19 protein-coding genes are annotated in these 20014 nt (G+C 60.3%); 12 read left to right on the top strand and 7 right to left on the bottom strand.

The window, feature by feature from the left end; all coding sequences use genetic code 11:
- Both AC1Q7F_RS29535 and AC1Q7F_RS29530 read right to left on the bottom strand, forming a co-directional pair.
- On the bottom strand, positions 1 to 406 hold a 406-nt coding region (locus AC1Q7F_RS29535), incomplete at its 3' end, for a restriction endonuclease (RefSeq protein ID WP_492512150.1).
- Positions 407 to 561: 155 nt separating this feature from the next.
- On the bottom strand, positions 562 to 1026 hold the full coding sequence (locus AC1Q7F_RS29530; RefSeq protein ID WP_492512149.1) for a Fur family transcriptional regulator: 465 nt from the start codon (positions 1024 to 1026) through the stop codon (positions 562 to 564).
- A 140-nt stretch (positions 1027 to 1166) separates the two neighbouring features.
- Here AC1Q7F_RS29530 and AC1Q7F_RS29525 point away from each other — a divergent pair, with 140 nt between their 5' ends.
- On the top strand, positions 1167 to 1694 hold the full coding sequence (locus AC1Q7F_RS29525; RefSeq protein WP_492512148.1) for a hypothetical protein: 528 nt from the start codon (positions 1167 to 1169) through the stop codon (positions 1692 to 1694).
- A 61-nt stretch (positions 1695 to 1755) separates the two neighbouring features.
- Here AC1Q7F_RS29525 and AC1Q7F_RS29520 read toward each other — a convergent pair whose 3' ends face one another.
- Positions 1756 to 2640, bottom strand: coding sequence for an endonuclease/exonuclease/phosphatase family protein (locus AC1Q7F_RS29520; RefSeq protein WP_492512147.1), 885 nt, complete (start codon positions 2638 to 2640; stop codon positions 1756 to 1758).
- A 199-nt stretch (positions 2641 to 2839) separates the two neighbouring features.
- Between AC1Q7F_RS29520 and AC1Q7F_RS29515 the strand changes: the two genes are divergently transcribed.
- Positions 2840 to 3382, top strand: coding sequence for a hypothetical protein (locus AC1Q7F_RS29515; RefSeq protein ID WP_492512146.1), 543 nt, complete (start codon positions 2840 to 2842; stop codon positions 3380 to 3382).
- Positions 3383 to 4063: 681 nt separating this feature from the next.
- Here the strand turns inward: AC1Q7F_RS29515 and AC1Q7F_RS29510 are convergent.
- The 3 genes from AC1Q7F_RS29510 to AC1Q7F_RS29500 all read right to left on the bottom strand — a co-directional run bounded on the left by AC1Q7F_RS29510 (position 4064) and on the right by AC1Q7F_RS29500 (position 6295).
- Positions 4064 to 4837, bottom strand: a complete 774-nt coding sequence (locus tag AC1Q7F_RS29510; protein ID WP_492512145.1) for an SDR family NAD(P)-dependent oxidoreductase — start codon at positions 4835 to 4837, stop codon at positions 4064 to 4066.
- A 227-nt stretch (positions 4838 to 5064) separates the two neighbouring features.
- On the bottom strand, positions 5065 to 5361 hold the full coding sequence (locus AC1Q7F_RS29505; protein ID WP_492512144.1) for a YciI family protein: 297 nt from the start codon (positions 5359 to 5361) through the stop codon (positions 5065 to 5067).
- Positions 5362 to 5407: 46 nt separating this feature from the next.
- Complete coding sequence (locus AC1Q7F_RS29500; protein WP_492512143.1) at positions 5408 to 6295, bottom strand: SDR family NAD(P)-dependent oxidoreductase; 888 nt, start codon at positions 6293 to 6295, stop codon at positions 5408 to 5410.
- A 165-nt stretch (positions 6296 to 6460) separates the two neighbouring features.
- Here AC1Q7F_RS29500 and AC1Q7F_RS29495 point away from each other — a divergent pair, with 165 nt between their 5' ends.
- Entirely contained in the window at positions 6461 to 7522 is a 1062-nt protein-coding gene (locus AC1Q7F_RS29495; protein ID WP_492512142.1) for an AraC family transcriptional regulator, read from the top strand.
- A 165-nt stretch (positions 7523 to 7687) separates the two neighbouring features.
- On the opposite strand, the gene AC1Q7F_RS29490 is transcribed toward AC1Q7F_RS29495, so the two are convergent.
- Complete coding sequence (locus tag AC1Q7F_RS29490; RefSeq protein ID WP_492512141.1) at positions 7688 to 8578, bottom strand: LysR family transcriptional regulator; 891 nt, start codon at positions 8576 to 8578, stop codon at positions 7688 to 7690.
- On the opposite strand from AC1Q7F_RS29490, the gene AC1Q7F_RS29485 reads away from it, so the two are divergent.
- The 9 genes from AC1Q7F_RS29485 to AC1Q7F_RS29445 all read left to right on the top strand — a co-directional run bounded on the left by AC1Q7F_RS29485 (position 8535) and on the right by AC1Q7F_RS29445 (position 20014).
- Positions 8535 to 10466, top strand: coding sequence for a GMC family oxidoreductase (locus tag AC1Q7F_RS29485; protein WP_492512140.1), 1932 nt, complete (start codon positions 8535 to 8537; stop codon positions 10464 to 10466). The genes AC1Q7F_RS29490 and AC1Q7F_RS29485 overlap by 44 nt on opposite strands.
- Entirely contained in the window at positions 10463 to 11917 is a 1455-nt protein-coding gene (locus AC1Q7F_RS29480) for an aldehyde dehydrogenase (RefSeq protein WP_492512139.1), read from the top strand. Before AC1Q7F_RS29485 ends, AC1Q7F_RS29480 begins: the two co-directional genes overlap by 4 nt.
- Positions 11918 to 11959: 42 nt before the next feature.
- Entirely contained in the window at positions 11960 to 14278 is a 2319-nt protein-coding gene (locus tag AC1Q7F_RS29475) for a TonB-dependent receptor (RefSeq protein WP_492512138.1), read from the top strand.
- A 29-nt stretch (positions 14279 to 14307) separates the two neighbouring features.
- Entirely contained in the window at positions 14308 to 14694 is a 387-nt protein-coding gene (locus tag AC1Q7F_RS29470) for a carboxymuconolactone decarboxylase family protein (protein WP_492512137.1), read from the top strand.
- Entirely contained in the window at positions 14691 to 15566 is an 876-nt protein-coding gene (locus AC1Q7F_RS29465) for an NAD(P)-dependent oxidoreductase (protein WP_492512136.1), read from the top strand. The genes AC1Q7F_RS29470 and AC1Q7F_RS29465 overlap by 4 nt, the downstream gene beginning before the upstream one ends.
- Positions 15567 to 15573: 7 nt before the next feature.
- The gene (nov2, locus tag AC1Q7F_RS29460) at positions 15574 to 17040 is read left to right on the top strand and encodes a lignostilbene-alpha,beta-dioxygenase NOV2 (RefSeq protein ID WP_492512135.1); all 1467 of its coding nucleotides are present in this window, start codon (positions 15574 to 15576) and stop codon (positions 17038 to 17040) included.
- A 3-nt stretch (positions 17041 to 17043) separates the two neighbouring features.
- The gene (locus AC1Q7F_RS29455) at positions 17044 to 17991 is read left to right on the top strand and encodes an SDR family oxidoreductase (protein ID WP_492512134.1); all 948 of its coding nucleotides are present in this window, start codon (positions 17044 to 17046) and stop codon (positions 17989 to 17991) included.
- Between the two features lie 68 nt (positions 17992 to 18059).
- Positions 18060 to 18569, top strand: a complete 510-nt coding sequence (locus tag AC1Q7F_RS29450) for a DUF3237 domain-containing protein (RefSeq protein WP_492512133.1) — start codon at positions 18060 to 18062, stop codon at positions 18567 to 18569.
- A 44-nt stretch (positions 18570 to 18613) separates the two neighbouring features.
- A complete protein-coding gene (locus AC1Q7F_RS29445) occupies positions 18614 to 20014 on the top strand; it encodes an aldehyde dehydrogenase family protein (protein ID WP_492512132.1) in 1401 nt (466 codons plus the stop codon).

Here is a 20014-nt window from a genome sequence, read left to right as displayed (position 1 = left end):
AGTGTCTCCAAACGCCACTTCGCAGAACAACCGCTACGCGATAACGGCAGCGTAACGACATCGGTGCATAATCCGGGTTAAGTGCCGGGCCGATCAATTCTGCCAGTTGCGTCTTGTTGGCGGGAGTTAGAGCTACCGATGTCGCAAGGACGTAGTGCTTGGGACGCAATACATCGATCGCCGTGCGCTCCTGCGCTATCTTTCTCTTAAGCTGGGCAAAGCCGGACCGATAATAGTGCTTTGCCTGCAAAATCACGTCGCCGTCTGCCGTCGCATGGCGTCCGTCCATGCCATCGTCGGGCCCGTCTGGAAATGATTCGAAGCGAATTTCCAATTCCCGACCAAGCAAATCGCGGGCCAGATCTTCGAAGTCGGCGGGTGATAGTGAAGAGAAGTCATAGGTCATGTTCGCCATTTGTCCACGAACACCACTTCACGGTCAAGCGGGCAGATCAGTTGGTAGAGGAAAGGCTATGTAGATCGATCAGAAATTTCAGCTTTCAGGAATGCTGCTGCAATCTTTGGCAGCTGCGAAGGATGCGCAAAACAAGAGGAGGCAGGTCACTTTTGGTCCGGCAGCTGGTTGGTTTCGGGAACTGTGACCCGCATCCTGAACGAACGAGTTGCGGCGCTTTCCTGTCCCCCGGTCCACTCATGACCGCTTCGCGCCTCAAGCCCTCCTAACGGGACCGGCAATGGGCGCAGGTTCCCCTCATTCTCCAGGACCGGACGCGTGACCTGGAAGGCGAGATCGAGGGCATTACCGTCGAGCAGTCGCAGCAGCGTAGGGTTCTCGATATCTATGGACATGTCACAACCATCGCAGACGAAGAAGATCCCCGCATCCAGACGTCCGGGCCTAGCACAGGAAACATAGGCATTCCGGCTTTCGATACGGCTCGCCAGGCGATGCTCCACCAGAAACTCCAGGGCACGATAGATCGTGGGCGGCGTCGCCGGCCGGCCCCTTGCGCTTTCCAGCCCGGACATGAGCTGGTAGGCGGAAAGCGGCCGGCCAGCGTGCAACAGGAGTTCCAGCGCCTGCCGGCTTACATCGGTGAACCATGTGACTGTGAGTCATAGACTATACCAGCGCCACCCAGCTTCTTGACCGGCTTGGGCAGGCACCAATCTACAAGCCTCACCAACCGCACAAAGGGGAAATCATGTTGGAGGCAACGGGGCATTCACTGAATTATTACATCGCGATGGGGCTGGCCTTGGTCATCGGAACGACCATGGCCGGATACACGCAAAAGCGCCTTCCTTATCCATTGGCCGCCAATGTCGATGGGCGGTTCTGGCGGTTGGCCCCGTTATACGGGATGTGGAACGGCGGCATGCTCATGATGGCATCGATCATCGTCTGGGGCATGAATGGAAAGGATACCGTACCCCTTGCTTTGGACGGCGTTAAAGCCGCCGCGATGCTTGGGTTCAGCATGGCCTGGCTGTTGTTCATGCTGGTGTCCAAGCCGTCGGCCGGGCGTAGCTATTTTATGGCAATCAGCAGACGGCCGTTCGTCCGGCTGGGCCTGCTGGCGCTGTTCGTTGCCGTCATTGCCATGCCGTCCGTGGACATCTCCGACGCGTACTCTATCCGTCAATTGCAGTTTCTATGCATGTCCGCCGGAGGCTTGGTGCCGTTTATCCTCGGGCGGTATTTCGTGTGGCTGGCGGGGTGGTTCGGCTGAAGGAAGGATAGCCCCCGCCCATAAACCATGGCACGACTGCCGCTGACGGTTAGGTTCGGCGTCAGTTCGCCGCCAACCGCACCGACACCGGGCAATGATCCGACAGGGCGCTTTTACGCGCCTTGTCGGTCTCTTTATAGACGAGCATCTGCGCACTATCAGCACGCAACCGGTCGGCAGCGCGGCCGCCCAGAATGACATGGTCGATGAGGTCTGGATATTCCCCGTTCCAACAAGCGGAGCGCATCGACCCGGTGGGCAGCACCAGCGGTACCGGGCCGTTATCCAGCAGCTTCCATAGCGGATCACCCGTCAGGCCCAGCCTGCGGTTAAAGTCGCCGACCACCGCGAATGCCTCGCCTGCCGCCTGACGCTGGTCGATCCAGTCCGCCACCATCGGAACCTGACGGGCGATCTGCTCGCACGCCTCGCCCTTGGACTTCTCGCTGAAGCAGCCGCTTTTCAGATGCACGACCAGCACGCGCAGGTCACCACCGCGCAGATGCACCGTCACGTCCAGTCCACGGCGCAGGCTCCGCGGCTGCCCGGCCAGCAAATCCAACGCGGCGAGATCCGGGTGACGGGTAAAACGCAGCCCCTTGCGGATGGCGAGGCCGGGGCGCTGGTAGTCATCTTCCTCCGTGAACAACAGTTCGTACCGGCTGTTGTAGAACACCTTCGCCAGTGGGCCGGGGCCGTCCACCTCCTCCACGCCGATGATGTCAGCATTGAGCTGGTCGGCATAGGTTCTCAGCGCCGCATAGTCCGCCGGCGTGCGCTGGTAAAGCGCGCGCTTCGGGTCTGGGTTCGGCCCATTGATTTCGGCAATCCGGTCGCTCAGCCAGCCCATGTTCCACGTCGCAAGCGTGATGTCCGCGGGGGGCGGCGAACTGGCGCACCCGCCAAGAAGGGACAATGCGAGGGCAGCGGCGATCAGGGTGCGCATGAGCATGCTCCGGGACGATGGATGCTTTGCTCATAGCGTCATCCGCCGTGCCCGTCACATGAAAGCTTCTGGTCAGGGTGGGTCGAGGCCCACCCGGCATCGCCCGCCTTTCCCTCCATCCGGCATACTCATTCAGGCGGCGTTGCCCACCCGCAGATGTACCCCTATCTCGAAATAATAGGAAAAGCAGGGGGACATCATGGGTATCGAAACAGTTATCCCAGACGTGTTCACGGGTGATTACAAGGGCATTGCCTATTTCATCCTTGGCCTTCCGGCCGGATATATGGTTGCACGCCTTCAGCCACGGCTTCAGGGATATTACGGTATCAGCGAACGCATGAAGGTCATCGGCACCAAGTCCCTGAAGCTGTTCAGCGCCTCCACGTTGGCATTCCTACTCGGCACCATCCTGCTGTTCATCAACACCACCGTAGAGGACGCCATTATCAGCGTGTGCCTCAGCGCCTTGGTCGGCATCGCCTATGCCGCGGTGCTGTTCAGTCAGTTGGGAATATCCGGCAAAGCCCGCCGGGCATTGATGGATGCAGAGCGCAATACGCTTTTCTGGTACGGCTACGCAGCCATGCTGGCGGCGGCGATCTTCGCGGTGACCTGGCGGCTGGACATGACGGAACCCGTCTATATCCAGTTGCTGAACCTCCCCGTCATGTACCTGTGCGCCTTTGCGCCGTACATCTTCCCGCGCCTGTTCCTGTGGCTGGCGAGTGTGGTGAAGTAGCCTGCCTCTACATCACATGAAGGATAGGCCGCTGGCAGGAAACAACAGGAAGAGGCCCAACGCCAACATGAGGGCCAGGCCCTCACGGGCAAGATCCAGAATCATGACGACGTCCCCAAGTGTAAAGGAGTGAAACCTCATCTGGTTGCCGGTCATAAAGCCGTTCGCATTCACCCAGGACGCTGTGGCCGGGAGATCACCTCTTACGCCCGCTGCGGGGCCGTTTGCGGACGGGCGGGTATTCGCGCTCAGATAATGGATTCCGGACTTTCCTCCCCCGCTCGGTGGCTCCCCTCGGACAAAACTGCTCACCTAGTGGTCGATTGGTTCAATAACCGATGCCTGCTCGAGCCAGTCGGGAACATTCCGCCCGCGGAAGCCGAGGCCAACTTCTACGCAGCTCTGGAAACTAAAGCCATGGCCGCGTAACTATTGACGTCAAGCCTCCGGCAAACTCGGAGCGGTTCAGTCGTGCATACCGGCTCGCGGCCATAGCCATAGTGCTTGACCCCACCGAAGGGGAGTTCCCAGGTCGGGGGATGGTGGGCGTGTTGACCAATGCTACGCCCGTCTCGATATGGAAGGCTGGAGCCCTGGCCTTGTGCGATGTTGGCTGGGTAGATCGCGCCACCCAAACCAAACTTCGAGTGATTGGGAAGGGTCGCGATCGGCTGCGGCCCTTCAACCGCGATAGCGTTCCGCCGGCTTTGCGTTGCTGAACCCGCGGGCAAGTACCATGCGGGCCTGTTCAAAGGCTTCCCAGTCGGCGACATCGGGCACAGGCGGAATGGTGACCAGTTCCCTGCGATCAAAGCCGAGAAGTGCTGCATCGACAAGATCATCGACTTCCATCACGTTCGGCACCTTGCTGATGTCGCCGCCCGCGCGTGCATAGATTTCCGTGCGGGTGGCGGCGGGCAGGACGGCCTGGACATAAATGCCCCTGGAGCCGACTTCGGCGTGCAGGCTCTGCGACATGGTCAGCATATAGGATTTCGTCGCGGCATAGATGCCGTGCACATATTCCGGCAGCAGCCCCAGCACGGAGGCGATGTTGATGATCGACCCGTATCCGCGTTGCAGCATGCCCGGCAACACCGCCACGGTCAGCAATGTCGGGGCCAGCGAATTGAGACGCAGCAGATTTTCCAGTGCCCCCGGATCGGCATGGGCGAAACCGCCGCTGACATTGGCGCCGGCATTATTGACCAGGATGTCGATGGCAGGATCGGCGCGCAGTCGCTGCGCCACCGTTGCCGTTTGCGCAGCATCGGTCAAGTCCGCGGTGATGACCTCAACGGCCACCCCATGGGCGGCGCGAAGCGCATCGGCCAAGGCGTTCAGCCGGTCAGTTGCCCGGGCAACAAGCACGAGATCGTGGCCACGGGCTGCCAGACGGCTTGCATAGACGGCGCCAATGCCGCTGGATGCACCGGTGATCAGGGCGGTTGTCATTGGTATCTCCTGAGATTGGCGACGGCCACGACCGTCCCGTTATTGTGCAGCGCCGGCGCTCTCTGAAGTTGTGAAACCTCATGCTATCGGCACTAAATATTGATCTGTGATCAATATTTAGTGCCCCTCAATCGCCGGTGCCAACATCCGTTGGCTTGGCTACGCGGCACGTGCCGCGCGGCGGCAGTCGCCGCCGTACCACCGGTCATAAATTATGACCGGTGGTATCAGTCGCGGGCCTTGAGATGCAGCATCGGATGATGTTCGTAATGACCGACACCGTTCGCCACGATGGGGTCCTGGGCGGTGATGGCGGCAATGTCCTGATCATCCGTGATCCGATAGAGCGAGACACCATAGGCGCCCGCCGGATCCAGCACCGGGCCATGTGCGACGATCATGCCCTTTCTAAGGAGATCGTCCATGTAAGCCCCATGCTGCTTCATCCAGGTTTTTTCGGCGTCGCTCAGCGTCTGGAGAAAGTCGGCACGGGGCGGCATATATTTGCAAAGATAGTATTTCATCGGAACTCACTCCTTCAGGCGCGGATGATCAACGATTCTGTTGCTTTCAGGCTGCGGTCGACACGCTCTTGAGGATCGCCCCCTCGAACATCTTGGGTGCATAATTTTGCAGGAACAGGAACATGCCGGTCATCTTGCCCACCGGGTTGCTGAATTTCGGATCCCTGGCATGGATCAGTTCGGCAATTTTCTTGACGACCGCATCCGGGCTTTCGGCATCGTCAATGCCCTTCTTGGTCGCGGCATCGGCCTTGCGGCGATAAGTGTCGTAATCGGTGATCCTGGCCGACGTCGCCTTGATGGCATTGGCACCAAGGTTTGTCTTGAACCATACCGGCTCAACCATGCTGACCTGGATGTTGAACGGGTTCAACTCAAAGCGCAGCAACTTGAAAAAGCCCTCAACAGCATGTTTCGACGCCGTATAGAATGACAGGTTGGGCGGGCCGATAAGGGCAACGATCGAGCTGACCGTAATGATCCTGCCGAATTTCTGCCGCCGGAAATAGGGCAGGATGGCATTGGTGACCTTCACGGTTCCCCAGAAATTGGTCTCGAACTGTTGCCGGGCCACCTCAAGCGGGGTTTCTTCCGCCAGCCCCGTCACCAGGTATCCGGCATTGTTGACCAACACATCCAACTGCGAGACATGCCGGAACAGTTCGTCGGGAAACGCCTGGATGGACGCATCGTCATCAATGTCGAGGCGCAGGAGCGTGAACGGGACTGTCCCCTGATGTTTTTGCGGGTCACGGCTGGTGCCGATGACCTTGTAGCCTTGCTTGTGCAGTTTGTTGGCGAGCATCAGGCCGAAACCTGACGACGCACCAGTGATGAGAACTGTCTTTGTCATGTCATTGCATCCGTCGCATCGTCCGCATCGTCGCGGTGATGAATAATGGGGTAAGACGAATATGCGCCGTGTGGCCCCCATTATCACTAGCCGAACATGCCAAAGAAAATGCCGATTGCGTCAATCTGTGGCGCCGACGTCATACCGACCCGTCTACCGTTCGGACTTTGCTAGGAGTACGGCATTCGGGTGAGATTGGCGCCATCCGCGATTGTTCTGGCATGATCTGCAAGATACAATCGGGCCATGATGAAAGCAGATACCGCCTTTGCCGGTCGATCGGTTGCCACCTTGGATTATGCTGTCTGGCCCGGCTGGCGCTTGCTGATGCAAGATGCGGGATTGGCCACGGCGCCGGTTCTGCGCCGCGCCGATCTGCCCGGCGATCTGTTTGCTCGTGATCTGGTACGCTTGACGTCGCACGATTTCTTCAAGCTATGGGTGGCGATTGAGGAGGAGGCCCGATCGCAGGACCCCATGTTGCCGGCCCCGCTGCGCATTGCCAAGGTCATGACCAGTGACTGGTTCGAGCCGGAACTGTTCGCAGCGCTGTGCAGCAGCAATCTTGGCAGCGCGATTGATCGTATCGCCAAATATGTGCGGTTGATCGCGCCAATGATCATAAAGGTCGAGCGGACGACAGCACAGGCAACCGTCACCATCGACTTCCTTGATCAGACTAGGCCGCCGCCACCGGTCTTCCTGGCATTCAAGCTGGTTTTCTTTGTCCAGCTTGGCCGCCTTGCCACGCGCACCGGCATCAAGCCGTTGAAGGTCGCATGCCCTTCTGCAACCACATTGTCCGCCAATGATGTTGCCTTATATGGGGCGTTCTTCAGTGTTTGCGTTGATGAGGCCCCTCTGGCAACGCTGGTATTCTCGATTGACGATTTTGAGCAGCCTTTCCTGACCGAGAACCATAAAATCTGGCTGTTCTTTGAACCGTCCCTGCGCCAGCGGTTGGCCGACCTTGAACGTACAGCCAGCATGGTCGAGCGTGTGAGAAGTGCCTTGCTTGAGGCACTGCCGGCGGGCGACGTCTCCATGTCGTCGGTCGGCAAACGGTTGGGTGTCGGGACGCGCACCCTCCAACGCAGGCTTCAACAAGAAGGCACCTCGTTTCAGTTGACCCTTGACGCGGTACGATCCTCGCTGGCCGAGCATTATTTGCGCAAGACGATGATGTCGAGTGCGGAGATTGCCCTGTTGCTTGGCTTCGAGGATGCAAATTCCTTCGTCCGGGCCTTCCGTGGGTGGACCGGCACAACGCCGCAAGCTGTTCGACGCAGCGCGCCTCCCTCCGATTGAATGATCACGAGTTATTCCCGGAGGCCAACTGAACGCCTCACGACCTGATGTTTTCTTTTGGTCTGCTTCGCATGGTTTTCGCCCCTTATATGTCGTGACCCCAATGATGTGACCGGCTGACAGACGGCGGAGCGCATTGCCGGCCAACCGACAAGTCAGGGTGAGCTATGATTTTAAGACACGTTCGATCATCGCCACAGCGTCGCGGGCCTCCTTTGCCCGCATCGCTGTTCGGCGCGTGATGCGGCGGATTTGAAGCGGGGGCAACGGCCGCTCGAAACGGATAGATTTCAGCCCCCGCGTCTGCATCTCCTCAGTCTCGATAGTGGCAAACATGCAGGTAAAACCCATGCCGCGATGCAGGCTGCTGAGGATCAGGCCGAATTCCGCTGTTTCAACCGCATGTCCAGCCGGTTGGATACCAACCCGCGCCATGACTGAATCAACGGCGCGACGGATCGGCTTGTCCGGTGTCAAGCTAACAGCTTGTATGGCGCTGAGTTGGCTGGATGTGACAATGGGCAGTGTCGCCAGCGGGTGATGTTCTGAAACAAAAATAGCCAGAGGTTCCTCCGCAACTAACTCCCCGACGTTGCCAAGCCCCTCCCCCCAGTAAAAATAAGCAACATCCAGTTCACGTGCGATGATCAGACGTTGCAGAACATCGGGGGAGCTTTCATTGCTGTGCATCTGGATGTGGCGACCGGTGCCCTGGTTCCATTCCAGCACGTGAGGGCCCAGATTGCGCATCATGAAGCCATGCAGGGCAACGGAAAGCGGTGCCTGGCGGGACGTTTCGCCGGTGACAAAATCGGCGAAATCATGCACATGGGACAACAACTCCTGAACACCGTCATGGCCGCGATGACCGGCAGCCGTCAGGGTGACCGGTCCACCCTTCACACGGTCAAAGAGCTGGACCCCCAACTGGGCTTCCAACGCTCGTATATGTTCGCTGACCGAGACCTGTGAAAGACCGAGTATCTCTGCTGCGCGGCGGAGGCTGCCATGATTGACCACCGCGGCGAAGATTTCCAGTTGGCGCAGGGTGATCATTTCCTGCCTCAGGTGGGTGTTCGGAAAAACCGAACACCCAATAACCTTTTTCCTTATTCCGGGCAACAGCTTTCTCAGCATACAAAATAGCGGTTCCTGCAAAAAGAAAGCGACGCGCTTCACTCAAGCACGATTGCCCATGCAGTCCGGGAGGATTTTCAATGTCAGCACAATGTTGTTTGTGGCTGCGCGGCCTGACTGCGCGCCAATGCAAGGGCTTGCCCGCGTGAGCCGCTTTGATGTCATCATTGTCGGTGCCGGCAGCGCTGGCTGCGCCGTGGCGGCGCGCCTTTCGGGAAATCCGGACTGCCGCGTTCTGCTGCTGGAAGCCGGTGGCAGCAACCGCCCATTGCCCATCCGTATCCCGGCGGCCTGGCCCTTTGCCTCGGCGATGCCCCGGTTCGGTTGGGGCTATGTGACCGAACCGGAAACGGAGACCGGAGGGCGAAGGCTGGATATGCCGCGCGGTCGAATTTTGGGCGGCACATCGTCTATCAACGGCATGATGTATACCCGCGGCCACCGGGCCGATTATGACGGCTGGGCAGCGGCGGGCCTTGCCGGTTGGGGATATGAGGAGGTGCTGCCCTATTTCCGCCGGGGTGAGACGAACTGGCGTGGCGAGAGCCGGTATCATGGTGGGTCCGGTCCAATCCATGTTGTTCGCAATGTGGAACCCAAGGAGCTTTATCCACGCATGATTGCCGCTGCGGCCGAACTCGGGTACGCGGAGAATGGTGATTTCAATGCCGAAACCCAAGACGGGTTCGGCATGCCCGATTTCACCATCGGGCCACGTGGTGAAAGGGAAAGTGCAGCCACCGGTTACCTAGGCATGGCGGCCGATCGGCCCAATCTCACCATCTGGCGCGACACGCGCGTGCTGCGGGTGGTGCTGGATGGTGCCCGGGCAACAGGCGTGGTGTTATCGCGTGGCAGTCAGACCAGTATCGTATCGGCGGATGAGATCGTCCTGTGTGGCGGCGCCTTCAATTCCCCGCACCTGCTGATGCTATCCGGTATCGGGCCAGCCGGTCCGCTGCGTACCCATGGTATCGAGGCAAAGGTGGACTTGCCGGCGGTAGGCCGCAATCTTCACGACCATCCCATGGTGGTCATGGGATTTGCCGCCACCCAGCCCCTGGGGTTTGAAGCACGGTTGCGGGTTGATCGTCTGGCCGGCGCGGCATTTCGCTGGATGGTGGGAGGCGGTGGCCTATTGTCAGAGGCGCCCATGGCGGCACAGGGCTTCGTGCGTATCGACGCACAAAGCGACCGTCCCGATGCACAGATACAGATCACCACCGGGTCCCCGGCCAGCCGCCCATGGTTCCCCCGGTTGAGGCCGCAAAGCCCGGATATGTTCATCATCACTGCGCTGCAATTGCAGCCCAGGGGCCGGGGAGAGGTCACCCTTCGCTCTGGCAATCCGCTGGCAGCCCCAATGATCCGGCTGGGCCTGTTGCGGGATGTAAACGACCGCCGCTTCGCCCATGAGATGGTTGCGTTCATACGACGGTTTTTTGCCACCCGAGCCGCAAGCGGTCTGATCGCAGCGGAGTTGTTTCCAGGGCCGACGGTGGTGGAACAGGCGGCAATTGACGGTTTTCTGGCCCAAACCTTCATGACCGGGCAGCATCCCGTGGGCACCTGCGCGATGGGGGCAGATCCCCAGAAATCGGTCGTGGATGCCGATCTTCGTGTCCATGGTTTCAGCGGGCTGCGGGTGGCCGATGCCTCGGTCATGCCCAGGATCGTCAGCGGCAATACCAGCGCCCCGGCCATGATGATCGGGGAAAAGGCGGCGGATCTGATCCTGGGGCGGGGACACAAGCGAGCGCACGAACCAGCCTTACCCGCCTTTGCCAGGAAGGATGTTCGCCAATGACGACAACAGCCATTTCAATCGCCCATCCCGACCGCCTGTTCATTGATGGCGTCTGGGTGGTGCCGGAAGATGGGGAGGAGCTCTCCGTCATATCGGCCCATAATGAAGGGGAGATTGCCCGTATCGCCGTCGCTTCCCCCGGTGATATCGACCGTGCGGTGAATGCCGCGCGCCGCGCATTCGATGCGGGACCCTGGCCGCGCCTGTCACCGGGGGAGCGGGCCGCCTATATTCGTCGTCTGTCGGACGCCCTGGCTCCGCGCATGCCCGAAGTGGCGCAAGCCTGGGTCGACCAGATCGGGGCGCTGGCCACCGCGGCACCGTTTGTCACCGGTGGGGGCAAATTCTGGTTCGATTATTATGTCGGCTTGGCTGAGACCTATGATTGGGTGCGTCAGGTGCCGAGGCTGGATGGCAAGGGCATCGCCCGGCTGGCCCGGGAACCGGTGGGGGTGGTGGCGGCCATTGCTCCCTGGAACAATCCTTTCGGCATCATGGCGGGCAAGCTGGCACCCGCACTGATGGCCGGTTGTACCGTCGTTATGAAGCCGGCACCGGAAACCCCTCTGGAGGCCTACATCATCGCTGAGGCGGCGGAAGCGGCGGGGCTTCCCCCCGGTGTCGTCAATCTGGTCTGCGCGGACCGGGCGGCCTCAGAGGCACTGGTTCGCCATCCGGCCATCGACAAGGTGAGCTTTACCGGCAGCGTGGCGGCCGGACGCGCCATCGGTAAGGCCTGTGCCGAACGCTTCGCCCGCTGCACCTTGGAACTTGGCGGAAAATCCGCGGCCATTGTGCTGGAAGATGCGGATATCGACCATGCAGCGGCCATCCTGGCGACTGTCATCACCCTGTCGGCGGGCCAAGTTTGCGCGGCGTTAAGCCGGGTCATTGTTGTCGACAGTATCCATGACCGGCTGGTGGAAGCACTGCGGGCGCAGATGGCGCTGGTCAATGTCGGTGACCCGCGCGATCCGGCGACGCGCATGGGACCGCTGGCCATGCGGCGACAGCGGGACCGGGTGGAGGAATATGTCGCCACCGGCAAGGTGGAAGGCGCCCGGCTCATTTTTGGTGGCACGCGCACCGCAGCGATGGATCGGGGTTGGTACTTCGATCCGACATTGTTTATGGACGTCACGCCCGGCATGCGGATCGCGCAGGAAGAGATTTTCGGCCCGGTGCAGACGGTCCTGCGCGCCCGTGACCAGGATGAGGCCATCCGAATTGCCAATGACAGTCCGTTTGGCCTTTACGGCGCGGTTTTCTGCGCCGAGCCGCAACGGGCCTATGCAGTGGCCCGACAGGTGCGTACCGGCACGGTGGCCCATAACGGCTTCCTGTTCGATCCGTCGCTGCCCTTTGGCGGGTTCAAGCAATCGGGTATCGGACGGGAAGGAGGAGAGGCCGGCCTGACCAGCTTCACCGAAACGAAAACAATCATCCTCTGATCACGGGATCAATCAAAACCAAAAAGCTTAGGGAGGTTACACATGAATTCGTTAAAGACTATCCGTTCATTTCTGGTGACCGGCACTGTATTGCTTCCAGTGCTGGCCCAGGCGCAGGGAACCCCACCCTCTACCGGAGATGCCGGCGGCCTGGATCAGTTGGAGGAAATCGTCGTCACCGCCCAGAAGCGTGAGCAGACGCTGCAGGACGTGCCGGTCGCCGTCGCGGTGATGGATGACGGTTTTCTACGCGAACAGCATATCAACAGCCTGGAAACGTTGAACTCGGCAGTTCCAAATTTGGTAGTAACTCGCTCTCCATTTCAACCTTTCGTGGCGATTCGGGGCCTGGGCTCCGGTGGCGGTGGTCGTGCCTTCGAGCAATCGGTGGCCACATATGTGGACGGCATTTATGCCGGGCGTGCCAATCAGTTCATGAATCCCTTCTTCGATGTTGAACGGCTTGAGGTCGTGCGCGGTCCACAGTCCGTATTGTTCGGCGTCAACGCCAATGCCGGTGCCATCAACATTGTGAACAAGCGCCCCGGCCCGCATTTTGAGGGATATGCCACCGCCGGCTACGAGTTTGAAAACCAGGGATATAACACGGAAAGCGCCGTTTCGGTCCCGCTTTCAGAGACGTTGGGTGTCCGGTTGTCGGGCAAAGCCACACGGGATGGCGGCTATGTCCGCGATACAGCGTCCGGCAAGGACCAGGGCCGCGCCGACAGCCGCATCGGTCGCATCCTGGCCAGTTGGCAAACGACCGAAGCATTCACCGCTGATCTGTCCTATGAAATCGGGCATAAAAAGATCAACGGCACCACCTTTCAATTGACGGCACTCGGCGCGGTGCCCTTTGCGCCCAGCGTGGAAGATGGCAAGTTCGATTTCCGTAAGTCCAGCAGTGGCGGCCCTGAATTCACCCGCCTCGACACGGACAACGCCATCTTGAACCTGAGCTATGATACAGGTTCGGCGATCATTTCATCATCCTCAGGGTATTCCAGCTACGATTTTGCCCAAGCATTGCCGGGTGGCAATCATGCCATTCCTGTGGGCACGGCCATTGATGACGAGACGTTCAAACAGTTCTATCAGGAAGTCCGCCTGGTATCCGGGGAGAGGCGGTTCATCGATTACATCGTCGGTGCCACCTATTACCATCAGCAATCCAAGATCAACCAGGGTGTTGACATGGATTTCACCGGGTTCGGCGTGCCGGGCCTGCGGGCCGGCATCCGCAACGGGCTTGACCAGACGACCGATGGCTATTCGGCATTCGGGCAAGCGACGGCGAACTTCACCAGGGAATTCAATGTCGTGTTGGGCGGGCGCGTCAGTTCGATCACTAAGAAGGCGGATTATGTGATCGCCCCCACCAGTGCCGGCCAGCCCGCAACGGGCTATAATTTCGATCCGGCCAGCCTTTTTGTGTTGAACGGGCCGCCGCTGAGCTTCTTCCAGTGGTTCAACCCAGCAGTTCCCGCCACCTTCCGGGCGTCACAGTTCAATCGCAAGCGGACGGACGAGGCTTTCAATCCCGCGATCAGTCTGAACTACAAATTCTCACCCGACCTTTCTGGCTATGCCAGTTTCACCACCGGCACCAAGGCGGGCGGTTTCAACGATCAGGAGAAATCCGGCCTGGTCCCGGAGGAAGGCAGTGCCCGCGATTTCTTTGAATACAACAAGGAGAAGGCACGCAATTTTGAACTGGGGCTGAAGGCCGACACCGGGCAGTTGCGGGCCAATGTCGCCACCTTCTACACCAAATATTCCGACCTGCAGGCCACACAGGTGCTGTCGGGGGGATCGTTGCTGACGGCCAATGCGGCATCGGCAACCGCCAAGGGGCTGGAGGTCGACGTGACATGGCTGGTCACCCACGGCCTGACATTGACGGCCGACGCCGCCTATCTGCATGCCCGGTACGATGACTATCCTGGCGCCTGTGCGGTGGGGGATCGCAACTGCAGCGACCCCGCCACGGGCAATGCCAAGGGCGGGCGGTTGGAAGGGGTGCCGGAATTCACCGGCAGCATCAGTCTGGCCTATGTCCACCCGATCACCGATACTTTGGAACTGCAGACACGCGGGCGTGTCTATTACAATGACGGTGCCCAGTTCGGCTCCAACCAGAACCCGCTGGACCGTGTGCCCAGCTATACCTTCCTGGATGCCTCTGTCGGCTTGGCCCAGATGGATGGCGGCTACAGCATCACCCTCAGCGGCAAGAACCTGACCAACAAGGCGGCACGCGGCTTCAGCGGTCCATCGGTGGCAGATGCCCTTTATGGCCATTATTCGGCGACGTTGCCGGGGCGCCAGATCTTCCTGGACGTCCGGTACGAGTTCTGACCCGTCACACAAATGAAGGAGCGCCTTCCATGAGCGACCTATTCGAACAGGGTATGCAGGTTCGCCGCGAGATGTTCGGTCCGGAGCTGGCCGAACGCGCAGTAGCCACGGCCAGCGATTTTGCCAAGCCGTTCCATGACATTATGACCCGTTATTGTTTTGGCGAAACCTGGAACCGTCCGGCCATGGGCCGGCGCGATCGCAGCATCGCCACCCTTTCCATGCTGATCGCCCAGGGCAAGGAACTGGAGATCAAGATGCATGTGAAGGGCGGGCTTGCCAACGGGTTGACGGTGGGTGAGATCCGGGAAATCGTGCTGCACGCGATGATCTATTGCGGCGTCCCCGCCTCCTTCACGGCGCTGCGCGCGGCAGAGGCCGCGCTGGCCGAGATCGAGGGAGCGAAACAAGCATGAAGATCGCTTTCATCGGCCTTGGCATGATGGGCCGCCCCATGGCCGAAAGGCTGATCGCGCAAGGGCTGGCCCCAAGGGTCTGCGACAGCAACCCGGCGATGGCGGAAATATTCGGGCCCGCCTATACGCCAGATGCCGCCGAAGCTGCGAAAGGGGCCGATTTCATCATCACCATGCTGCCTAATGGCCGCATCGTTCATGATGTGCTGCTTGGCCCCGGCGGTGCTCTCACCCATGCCGCCCCGGGAACCGTGGTGATCGATTGCAGTTCATCCGATGCGAATGGCACCGTGCATCTGGGCACCATGTTGGCTGAACGCGGGATCGACCTGATTGACGCGCCGGTGTCCGGTGGCGTTGCGATGGCGCGGGAGGGGACACTGGCCCTGATGGTCGGATGTCCAGATGATGAGCTGTTTGGTCGGGTGCTGCCCCTGTTGGAAATGCTGAGCAAGCGCATTGTCCGTGTCGGCGGTCTGGGTGCCGGCCACGCGGCAAAGGCCATCAACAATACCATCGCCGCTGCCACCCTGGCGGCTACGGCGGAAGGGCTGCTGATGGGCGAACGTTTCGGCCTGACACCACAGGTGCTGCTGGACGTCATCAACAGTTCGACCGGTCGCAGCGCCGTGTCGGAATCGGTGTTCCGCACCCAGATCGTTCCCCGCACCTATGCCCAGGGCTTTGCGCTGGGCCTGATGGTCAAGGATGTGGGCATTGCCGACGCGCTGCGCCAACGGCTGGGTCTGGAACTGCCGATGCTGCAGCAGACCTACGCCCAATGGCAGCGCGCCCTGGCCAGCCTTGGCCCAACGGCAGACTTCACAGCCTTCCATGCCTTTGTCGAACAGACGCTCCCTCCGGCTGCGTGAGGAACCGATGGCACTTCACCCTAGCTATCCCGATACGGTGCATTACCGGGGCTTGAACCGCCCTACCCATATCGAGGCCTCGGCCCACGATCTTTATGTCGAGGGCGAAATTCCCCGCGATATCGACGGTGCGTTCTTCCGTGCCGTCCATGACCCGGCTTATGTACCAATGCGCGATGATGATGTCGTGCTGTCCCGCGACGGGATGATCGGCAAGGTCGAGTTTCGCGATGGCCGGGTGAATTGCGGGATCCGCTATGTCCAAACAGAGCGGTTCCTGGCCGAACAGAAGGCCGGGCGCAGTCTGTTCGGTCGTTATCGCAACCCCTTCACTGACGATCCCGGCGTGGCCGGGGTGGATCGGACCGTTGCCAACACCACTCCCTATTACCATGCCGGTCGGCTGTTCATGTCGAAGGAGGATGGGTTACCCTATCGGGTGGATCCCACCTCGCTGAAGACGCTGGGGCGCTGGGATTATGGCGGCAAGCTGCGGTCACACACGCTGACTGCCCATCCAAAGATTGATCCCGACACCGGCGAACTGTTCCTGTTCGGGTATGAGGCGGACGGGTTGGCCAGCCCCACCATTGCCTATTGCATCATTTCACCTCAGGGTGAATTGGTGTCGGAACAATGGTTCAATGCCCCCTATTGCGCGATGATGCATGACTTCGCCATCACCAAAGATCATGCCATCTTCACCGTCTATCCGACCAAGGCCGACCTGCAACGCCTGAAAGACGGGGGACCGCACTGGATTCACGATCCTGAGGGCGAGAGCTTCATCGGTATCATGCCTCGCCATGGCGGAGTTACAGAGATGGTCTGGTTCAAGGGGCCGCCCGGTGTCCACAGTTATCATGTGATGAATGCCTGGAGCGAGGGCAGCAAGGTTCACCTGGACCAGTGCATGGCCAGCACCAACCTGATCCCATTCATCGCAGCGGATTCCGGTATCGTCGGGCCGCCGCAGGGTGGTTTGACCCGCTGGACCATGGATTTGGCCGATCCCGGTGCTGGCATCACCGAACGGCCCATCGGTCCCTTCGGCGAAATGCCGCTGATCGCCCATGCCGATACCGGCAAGGACTATAGCCGGGGCTGGTATCTGACGGTGGACCCGGCGCGCATGACGCATCTGGCCAATGGACCCGGCGATTTCGCCTTCAACCTTCTGGTCCGTGTCGGCCTGCCCGATGGTTCCCTGTCCTTCTATGGCGAAGGGACAGGCTACAGCTTCAACGAACCTGCGCATGTCCCGGCGGTCAATCCAGACCACGGGGGCTGGCTGCTGATGATGGTGGATCGCGTCATTGCACCTGGATACATCGCCCAGGAAGTGTGGATTCTGGACGCGGATGACATTGAACGCGGTCCGGTCGCCAAGGTTGAAATGCCATTCCGAACCTGTGGGCAGGTTCATGGCACCTGGGTCCCCCGGCATCTGTTGAACCAGGCACGGGAGGATTGAGCCATGCGCATCGCAATCACCGGTGCATCCGGCCAGTTCGGGCGGCTCGCGGCAGGAATGCTGCTTGACCATATCGAACCGGCGTCATTGCTGCTGATTTCGCGTTCGCCAGAGAAACTGGCCGATTTCGCAGCACGGGGATGCAGCGTCAGGAAAGGCGATTTCGACAATCGCGATGAACTGACCGCCGCCCTGTCCGGAGCCGACCGGATACTGATGATCAGCGGCACCCGTGTGGGCTTTCGCGAACCGCAGCATACGAATGCCGTCCAGGCGGCCCAAGCGGCCGGCGTGGGCCACATTGTCTATACCTCCTTCATCGCCGCCGATCCCGACAATCCATCGCTGGCGGTGAAGGACCATCTTTTCACGGAAACGCTGTTGGCTAAATCCGGTCTGGATTGGACCGTGTTGCGCGATGCGCAATATGCCGAGGCGGTACTAGATGCAATAGGACCGCTGGCGCTGGCGACCGGCCGCATGGTCAGCGTGGCTCGAAATGGCAGGATGGCTTTCGTCTGTCGGCAGGATTGCGTGGCCGCCGCCGTTGCCGTGCTGCTTGGTTCTGGGCATGCAGGCAAAACGTACAATGTCACCGGCCCCGAACTGCTGAGTTACGGTGAAGTGGCCAGTCTTCTGGCAGATGTTTCGGGACAACCGGTGAGTTTTGTCGATACCGATCTCGAAGGGCTTTACGCGCTGTTCGATTCCCTGGGTATCCCGCGGCAGCCTGTGGACAATATGGTTGTATCGAATGTGCCCTGGAACTCGGACGACATGGTCAGCTTTGAGGTGGCAGTGCGCGACGGGCATTTCGCCATCCTCAGCGATGATGTGGAACGGCTGACGGGTCGGCCCCCCGGTTCCCTGCGCAATCTGTTGGCAGCAAACCGCGACCGGCTGCTGGCGGCGGCGGGAACGATACGGGCGGGCTCGGGCAACCGGTCCTGACGGCTGCTGTCACTACCTTCGCTTGTCCGCCCCCTTTTCCCGACCCCCTGAGATCGGAACCAACATTCATGCCTTACTTTGAGAATGTATCCCTTCCGACAGAGCCAAAATTCGAATTCCTGTTCGAAATCGAGCAGCAATGGGAACGGTTGTTGAATGTCGGGATGACGCCAGCCGGGTTTGGCCGTGGCGGCACCTATGTCGAAACCGGCGTGATGCGCGGCCCCCACCTGAATGGCAGAGTTGTCCCACAAAGCGGGGCCGACTGGGCGCAGTTCCGACCCGACAAGGTGCTGGCGCTGGATGCGCGCTACATGCTGGAAGTCGATGATGGCACCCTTATCCTGATCCGAAACCGAGGCTATCTGGCGGGGCGTGCACCCGATGTGCTGCCACGCATCCAGGCCTGGATGTTCCAGAACGGGCCGGAAGTGCCGTTTGAGGATTATTACCTGCGCACCTGCCCTACATTCGAGGTGGCGGAGGGACCCTATGACTGGCTGATGCGCACCGTGATTGTCGGCATCGGCAGCCGGCAGAAGACCGGCAACACCATCCGCTATTTTGCGCTGCTGTGATTGCCCCAGCGCCACGGCAACAGTCATACTTGGGAGGAAACATTATGGATTTCAAACTGCTGATCGGCGGTGCCCTGGTCGATGGGGCGGCACGGATGTCTGTCATCAACCCGGCAACGGGCGAAGCGTTTGCCGATTGCCCACGTGCCGATCTGGCGCAGTTGGAGCAGGCGGTGGCGGCAGCCGGTCGAGCCTTCCCCGGGTGGCGGGACGCCGGCCATGCAGCCCGGCATGAAGCGATGGGACGGCTGGCCGACGCAATGGAGGCGCGGTTTGCAGAATTTGCGCGGACCCTGACGGCCGAGCAGGGGAAGCCGCTGGCCCAGGCGGAGTTCGAGGTCGGCGGGTCAATTGCCGCCATCCGCTATTTTGCAGCACAAGAACTGCTGCCGGAAACCCTGGTGGATGAAGCCGGCAGTCTGGTGGTCGAACAATTCTACCCGCTGGGTGTCGTCGCCTGCATCACGCCTTGGAACTTTCCCCTGATCCTCCTGGCCATCAAGGTTGCAGTGGCACTCAGCACCGGCAACACAGTGGTGGCCAAGCCGGCCCCCACCACCCCATTGACGACGTTGCTGCTGGGCGCCTGCGCTGCGGGGAGCCTGCCGGCGGGGGTGTTCAACACCATTGTCGATGCCAATGACCTGGGCGCAGCGTTGAGCGCGCATCCGGATATCGCCAAGATCAGCTTCACCGGATCGACCGCAACCGGTCGCAAGGTGATGGCCAATGCAGCGGCGACGCTGAAACGCCTGACGCTGGAACTGGGGGGCAATGACGCCGCCATCCTGCTGGACGATGTCGATCTTGACGATGTCGCGCCCAAGATATTCCAGGCCGCCACCTACAATGCCGGTCAGGTCTGTATGGCGGCCAAACGCATCTATGTCCCTCGGCCATTGGTCAACGGGCTGTGTGACCGGCTGGTGGCGCTGGCCCAGTCCACCGTGGTGGGCGACGGGATGGATCCGGCCACCCAGATCGGCCCCATCCAGAACCGCATGCAGTTCGACAAGCTGCGAGACCTTTGCGAGGATAGCAAACGGCAGGGCGATGTGTTGACCGGTGGGGAAATCCTGAACCGTCCCGGCTATTTCATCCCGCCCATGATCGTCCGCAATTTACCCGAAGAAGCGCGGCTGGTGCGTGAGGAACAGTTCGGGCCGCTGATCCCGATCCTGGCCTATGACACGGTGGACGAAGCGGTAGCGCGGGCCAATGCCGTGGAATATGGTCTGGCTGGAACCGTGTGGGGTGCGGATCCGCAGCGCGCGGCGCGTGTGGCCGGAAGGATTGAAACGGGAACAGTGTGGATCAACAAGCACCTAGACCTTCGTTTCGATGTGCCGTTCGGCGGCGTCAAACAATCCGGCATTGGCCGCGAACAAGGCCGATACGGAATGAAGGAATTCGTCAATACACGGGTTGTCAGTCTGGCCCGCTGA

It is taken from the genome of Niveispirillum sp. GW835-FHT14G11, assembly GCF_058793615.1.
The sequence above is the reverse complement of the archived record's forward strand: the minus strand, read 5'-3'. Positions and strand labels throughout refer to the sequence as shown.

What these genes read in the sequence shown, in the direction of transcription:
- AC1Q7F_RS29525 (WP_492512148.1), top strand. Translation starts at nt 1,167, where the DNA reads ATGTTGGAGGCAACGGGGCATTCACTGAATTATTACATCGCGATGGGG.
- AC1Q7F_RS29520 (WP_492512147.1), bottom strand. Translation starts at nt 2,640, where the DNA reads ATGCGCACCCTGATCGCCGCTGCCCTCGCATTGTCCCTTCTTGGCGGG.
- AC1Q7F_RS29515 (WP_492512146.1), top strand. Translation starts at nt 2,840, where the DNA reads ATGGGTATCGAAACAGTTATCCCAGACGTGTTCACGGGTGATTACAAG.
- AC1Q7F_RS29510 (WP_492512145.1), bottom strand. Translation starts at nt 4,837, where the DNA reads ATGACAACCGCCCTGATCACCGGTGCATCCAGCGGCATTGGCGCCGTC.
- AC1Q7F_RS29505 (WP_492512144.1), bottom strand. Translation starts at nt 5,361, where the DNA reads ATGAAATACTATCTTTGCAAATATATGCCGCCCCGTGCCGACTTTCTC.
- AC1Q7F_RS29500 (WP_492512143.1), bottom strand. Translation starts at nt 6,295, where the DNA reads ATGGGGGCCACACGGCGCATATTCGTCTTACCCCATTATTCATCACCG.
- AC1Q7F_RS29495 (WP_492512142.1), top strand. Translation starts at nt 6,461, where the DNA reads ATGATGAAAGCAGATACCGCCTTTGCCGGTCGATCGGTTGCCACCTTG.
- AC1Q7F_RS29490 (WP_492512141.1), bottom strand. Translation starts at nt 8,578, where the DNA reads ATGATCACCCTGCGCCAACTGGAAATCTTCGCCGCGGTGGTCAATCAT.
- AC1Q7F_RS29480 (WP_492512139.1), top strand. Translation starts at nt 10,463, where the DNA reads ATGACGACAACAGCCATTTCAATCGCCCATCCCGACCGCCTGTTCATT.
- AC1Q7F_RS29475 (WP_492512138.1), top strand. Translation starts at nt 11,960, where the DNA reads ATGAATTCGTTAAAGACTATCCGTTCATTTCTGGTGACCGGCACTGTA.
- AC1Q7F_RS29470 (WP_492512137.1), top strand. Translation starts at nt 14,308, where the DNA reads ATGAGCGACCTATTCGAACAGGGTATGCAGGTTCGCCGCGAGATGTTC.
- AC1Q7F_RS29465 (WP_492512136.1), top strand. Translation starts at nt 14,691, where the DNA reads ATGAAGATCGCTTTCATCGGCCTTGGCATGATGGGCCGCCCCATGGCC.
- nov2 (WP_492512135.1), top strand. Translation starts at nt 15,574, where the DNA reads ATGGCACTTCACCCTAGCTATCCCGATACGGTGCATTACCGGGGCTTG.
- AC1Q7F_RS29455 (WP_492512134.1), top strand. Translation starts at nt 17,044, where the DNA reads ATGCGCATCGCAATCACCGGTGCATCCGGCCAGTTCGGGCGGCTCGCG.
- AC1Q7F_RS29450 (WP_492512133.1), top strand. Translation starts at nt 18,060, where the DNA reads ATGCCTTACTTTGAGAATGTATCCCTTCCGACAGAGCCAAAATTCGAA.
- AC1Q7F_RS29445 (WP_492512132.1), top strand. Translation starts at nt 18,614, where the DNA reads ATGGATTTCAAACTGCTGATCGGCGGTGCCCTGGTCGATGGGGCGGCA.